The following is a 3181-nucleotide window of genomic DNA, read 5'->3' as shown; positions in this document are numbered from 1 at the left end:
GCTCCGCCAGCGTTTCCACGATCCCGTCCATTAGGACGATCGAACCCGTATATGACGGTACACTCAAAAGGTATTTCGATTCCGTCACCAGCACTTTTGGCTGCGTATCCGCCAGCATGTAAGCAAAACGTTCCTGTGGATATGACGGATCCAATGGCACGTACGCGCCACCTGTTTTGAGTACGCCCAGCAACGCCACAATTAAATCCACCGACCGGTCCATGCATATCGCCACAAGACTCTCCGGTCCTACTCCTTGCTGACGCAGATAATGCGCCAGTTGGTTGCCTCGCCGATTCAACTCCGCATACGTCAATGTTACGTCCTCGAACACAACTGCTTCCGCGTCCGGCGTTCTCTCCACCTGTTCCTCAAACAACTCATGCACAGGCTTGTCATCCGCATATGGGCGAGAGGTTTCATTCCAATCGATGAGCAGACGATCCCGTTCATGCTCGTTTAAGGGAGTCCAAAACGCTAATGTCTTGGCAGTACACTGAGAAAGTGATTTAAGCAAATAAAGTAAATGACGAAGCAAATCATCAGCAAAAGATTTAGTGAAATCATTTGAATTAAATAACAGCTTTAATAATAATCTTTGCCCTGGAATTGTAATCAAGTTCAATGGATAGTTGGTATTTCCAAACCCTTCAACATTTCCTAATTTCAAGTGACTATCGGTTTCAGGTTCGCTTTGGATCGGATAGTTTTCAAATACAAATAAAGCTTCGAAAAGAGCGGTATTTCTGGAAAGTCCGCTCCAATTGTGTATATCCGTTAAGGAAGCATACTCATATTCCCTCGCTTGTATCTGTTGCGTTTGAATCTCTTTTAACCAATCCGACACTATCATGTTAGGCTTAATGGTAACCTTTGTCGGTAAAGTGCTGATAAATAAGCCAATCATGTTCTCAGCGCCCACAAAATCGTGTGGACGCCCGGAACCAGTCGTGCCGTACAATACATCCCGATCACCGCTATAGATACTCAGAAGCTGAGACCATGCACCTTGAACCAAAGTCGCAAGGGTCACCCTAATTTCCCGTGAATATTGCTGCAAGGCATCGGTAGCCTCGCTAGAAAGGTAGAGCTCAGAAGTTTGAAACTTACCACCGTTGTCGGTTGTTCCGAATGTGTGGAATTTAGTTGGAGTTGTTATTCCCTTCAGGTATTTTCTCCAGAAATTCTCAGCCAACTGATTATCTTGTTGCCGTAACCAGTTCACATAGTCCCGATATGGTCTTACTTTTGGCTGTTCTGGCATTTTACCGGAACAAAAATCCCGATATGCGGTGAAAAGCTCATTAATAGCTATATGAGAACTCCACCCGTCCATAATAATATGATGATAGGTCCACACGACATGTACCGATTCCTCTGACAATTTAATGACTGCAACTCTCATTAAGGGGAGTTCGGTTAATTCAAATCCTTTGTTACGCTCTTTCCTATTAAAGCTTTTTAGCTTCAATGTTTGCTGATCGCTCGAAAGGCCAATCAGGTCGATTACGGACATATTAAATTCAATGGAGTTAAAAACAGCTTGAACAGGAGTGTCCGTATCTTCCCAGACAAATAATGTTCGAAATGCAGAATGCCGTTCGATGAGCCATTGCCATGCACGTTCAAAATGAATCAAATCTAAATCCCCGTCCACTTGGAAAGATATCTGAGATATATACGTATCCTTGTCCTGATCACGTAGGGAGTGAAACAGTATTCCTTGCTGCATTGGAGTCAGTGTGTATAAATCATAAATTTCGTTCAACTTCTAGTTCCTCCTCGTGGTCGACAATTTCGTAAGAATTTTGGCGAGACTCTTTTCCGAAAGGTTTGCATCCGAGAAATCCATAATGCGGTTGGAAGCCGCTTCGGTCCATGAGCTCCATCGCTCAGTAGCATCGAAAAGAAGTTTAGGCAGCTTATCCATGGCTTGTAGGTTAATAACCTTTTGATCATAGGCACCTTGGAAATAAATTTGATCGTTCAAAATAAATGAATTCACAACTATCATCGAATGCAAGCTAGTTTTCGTAAAAGACTGGAGTTGCAAGCCTAATGGCTGTAAGAACCCATTTTTCAAACTTTCCCCGAAATTACCTAGGTACCTAAATGTCATGCCATCGTTAACAGAGAACTCCTGTGCATCTTTGACCAGATTGTGCAAAATACTATGATCAAGGCTTGCAGAATGAAACTTTTTCTGTGCTTCTTTTATTTTTTTGTATATCAGCGGGACATCGAATGTTCCTTCCGAACAAATTAATAATGGTACTATAGCTGAGTACCTGCCGATTACCCTATAAAGATCGATATTTAGGTGAGTATCGGAACGAACATCCATTTCCAGTAAAGTTGGAAGATCTGTCCTCCCAATTGACTGTAAGAGAGCTGATGAGAAGCAAGCCAACAAGACATCTTCCACGGAGACATTTTTGTTAGAGCATTCATCGTAAAACCGTAAAGTTTTTTCTTTGCTTAACGAAAATTGAAAATTAAGCATTCGATGTTCAGCCACACTTCCCTTGTCGACGAGCGCGTTCATGGCATTCGAAATCCCCAACCAAAGTGGTTTTTTCATTTCAGGCGAAGTAGATCCCGAAAACCGTTCCAATTGATTGCTCCAAATCAGGTAGGTAGAAGAGGTTTGAGGTAATTTCACATTTTTTTCCTTATTAGCTAGTTGTCGATAAGCCGTTTGGAGATCTTCTAGCAAAATGGTCCATGAGCTACCGTCCATCACTAGCTCATGAGCTGCGATAATTAGCTGGTCGTCGGCATGCCCCATTCGAATGTAGGTGAATAGCAACATCGGACCATTCTTTACATTTAATTTTAGAGGTATCTGCTCCAATATTCCCTTGACCTTTTCCTCCTGCTGGTTACTCAGCATTAAAGTAAAGTCAATCCTTTCCAGCAACACATCATCATTTGTCAAATCCGTTACTTTCAATTGCCAGTGCCCTTCGCTCTCTAATTTGAATCTCAGTCGCAGTGCGGCATGGTGCTTAGCAACAAGGTGCAGTGCGTCTCTCAATATATCGATGTCCAACGTCTCACTGGCCAACAAATGCAATAATTGATACTGCCCGTACGAGTCATTCTTAAATTGACTTAATATCCATTGTTGTATCGGCCCGAGCCCCGTCTCGAATCCACCATCATGGAATTCCTCTACCGC

Annotated in this window: 2 protein-coding genes; both read right to left on the bottom strand. The window is 42.8% G+C overall.

The window, feature by feature from the left end; genetic code table 11:
• Window positions 1–1768, bottom strand: a 1768-nt coding sequence (locus tag JCM10914_RS28025; protein WP_148300286.1) for a condensation domain-containing protein, incomplete at its 3' end; no start/stop codon positions are given.
• Window positions 1769–1771: 3 nt separating this feature from the next.
• The coding region (locus JCM10914_RS28020) for a condensation domain-containing protein (protein ID WP_036720614.1) at window positions 1772–3181 on the bottom strand (1410 nt) is incomplete at its 5' end.

The organism is Paenibacillus sp. JCM 10914, from assembly GCF_001315105.1.
Lineage (GTDB): Bacteria > Bacillota > Bacilli > Paenibacillales > Paenibacillaceae > Paenibacillus_AQ.
The sequence above is the reverse complement of the archived record's forward strand: the minus strand, read 5'-3'. Positions and strand labels throughout refer to the sequence as shown.